Annotated in this window: 2 rRNA genes; both read right to left on the bottom strand. The window is 49.7% G+C overall.

The annotated features are described in order from the left end of the window. Positions 1-443: ribosomal RNA gene (locus F7D73_RS15810) — 23S ribosomal RNA — on the bottom strand; the annotation flags it as partial. A 393-nt stretch (positions 444-836) separates the two neighbouring features. Further along, a 16S ribosomal RNA gene (locus F7D73_RS15805) occupies positions 837-2157 on the bottom strand; the annotation flags it as partial.

Genomic DNA, 2157 nt, shown 5'->3' with positions numbered 1-2157 from the left:
CGGCAGATTCGCGCAGGATTCCTCGTGTCCCGCGTTACTCAGGATACCGCTATGCCGCATTTCGCTTCACATACTGGACTATCACCGTCTATGGTCACATTTTCCAAAGTGTTCTGTTCACGATTTGCATACAATGTCGCGGTCCTACAACCCCAGCCACGCCTTGCGACGCCACTGGTTTGGGCTGTTCCCCGTTCGCTCGCCACTACTGGGGGAATCATTCATTTATTTTCTCTTCCTGCAGGTACTAAGATGTTTCAGTTCCCTGCGTTAGCTCTAACACTTAAGTGCTAGTAACCGTCCTTCAGACGGCTAGGTTGTCCCATTCGGAAATCTTCGGATCAAGGGTTATTTGCACCTACCCGAAGCTTATCGCAGCTTATCACGTCCTTCATCGCCTCCGTGAGCCTAGGCATCCGCCATACGCCCTTTCTTACTTTCTTTACGACTGTATTCTTGTTACTCGTTTCCGAATAACGAATAAGTAGCTCATACTTTCAGCTGTATTCTAACTTGTGAAATCTCATCTTGCGATTTGATTCACTTTAGTCTGAACTAAAGTTCATTACTTACAGTTTTGCTTGTGTCAATATGTCAAAGATCTTCTTGCCTTAAAAGGCATAGTGGAGATTGTGGAGTTGAACCATTTTACTTGAGCCAAACTATTAATTATACATTATTAATTATTAATTCTCTCAGTCTCCTGTATTTGATTAAACAGATGGTGCGTACAAGAAGAGAAGCGAACTTTAATCAGTCACTATCTCAATAAATATAAGTGAAGAGATAATCAATAATAATTAATCACTAATCACTAAATATATTCGTCTCTCCAGAAAGGAGGTGTTCCAGCCGCACCTTCCGGTACGGCTACCTTGTTACGACTTAGCCCCAATTACCAGTTTCGCCCTAGGCCGCTCCTTACGGTCACGGACTTTAGGCGCCCCCGGCTTTCATGGCTTGACGGGCGGTGTGTACAAGGCCCGGGAACGTATTCACCGCGCCATGGCTGATGCGCGATTACTAGCGAATCCAGCTTCGTGGGGTCGGGTTGCAGACCCCAGTCCGAACTGAGACAGGCTTTAAGGATTAGATGCGCTTTGCAGAACACCATCTCTCTGTACCTGCCATTGTAACACGTGTGTAGCCCCGGACGTAAGGGCCGTGCTGATTTGACGTCATCCCCACCTTCCTCACACCTTACGGTGGCAGTGTCCCCAGAGTGCCCAGCTTGACCTGATGGCAACTAAGGAGAGGGGTTGCGCTCGTTATGGCACTTAAGCCGACACCTCACGGCACGAGCTGACGACAACCATGCAGCACCTTCACAGAGGCCCCGAAGGGCGTCATTGTCTCCAAATCCTTCCTCTGCAATTCAAGCCCGGGTAAGGTTCCTCGCGTATCATCGAATTAAACCACATGTTCCTCCGCTTGTGCGGGCCCCCGTCAATTCCTTTGAGTTTCACCGTTGCCGGCGTACTCCCCAGGTGGGATGCTTAATGCTTTCGCTTGGCCGCTGACCTATTCAGACCAACAGCGGGCATCCATCGTTTACCGTGCGGACTACCAGGGTATCTAATCCTGTTCGATACCCGCACTTTCGAGCTTCAGCGTCAGTTGCGCTCCAGTGAGCTGCCTTCGCAATCGGAGTTCTTCGTGATATCTAAGCATTTCACCGCTACACCACGAATTCCGCCCACTTTGTGCGTACTCAAGGAAACCAGTTCGCGCTGCAGTGCAGACGTTGAGCGTCTACATTTCACAACACGCTTAATCTCCGGCCTACGCTCCCTTTAAACCCAATAAATCCGGATAACGCCCGGACCTTCCGTATTACCGCGGCTGCTGGCACGGAATTAGCCGGTCCTTATTCATAAGGTACATGCAAAAAGCCTCACGAGACTCACTTTATTCCCTTATAAAAGCAGTTTACAACCCATAGGGCCGTCATCCTGCACGCTACTTGGCTGGTTCAGGCTCTCGCCCATTGACCAATATTCCTCACTGCTGCCTCCCGTAGGAGTTTGGACCGTGTCTCAGTTCCAATGTGGGGGACCTTCCTCTCAGAACCCCTACTGATCGTCGCCTTGGTGGGCCGTTACCCCGCCAACAAGCTAATCAGACGCATCCCCATCCATCACCGATAAATCTTTAATC

This window comes from Segatella copri, from assembly GCF_009494395.1.
Classification (GTDB): domain Bacteria; phylum Bacteroidota; class Bacteroidia; order Bacteroidales; family Bacteroidaceae; genus Prevotella.
This window is presented reverse-complemented; position numbering and strand designations above follow the sequence as displayed.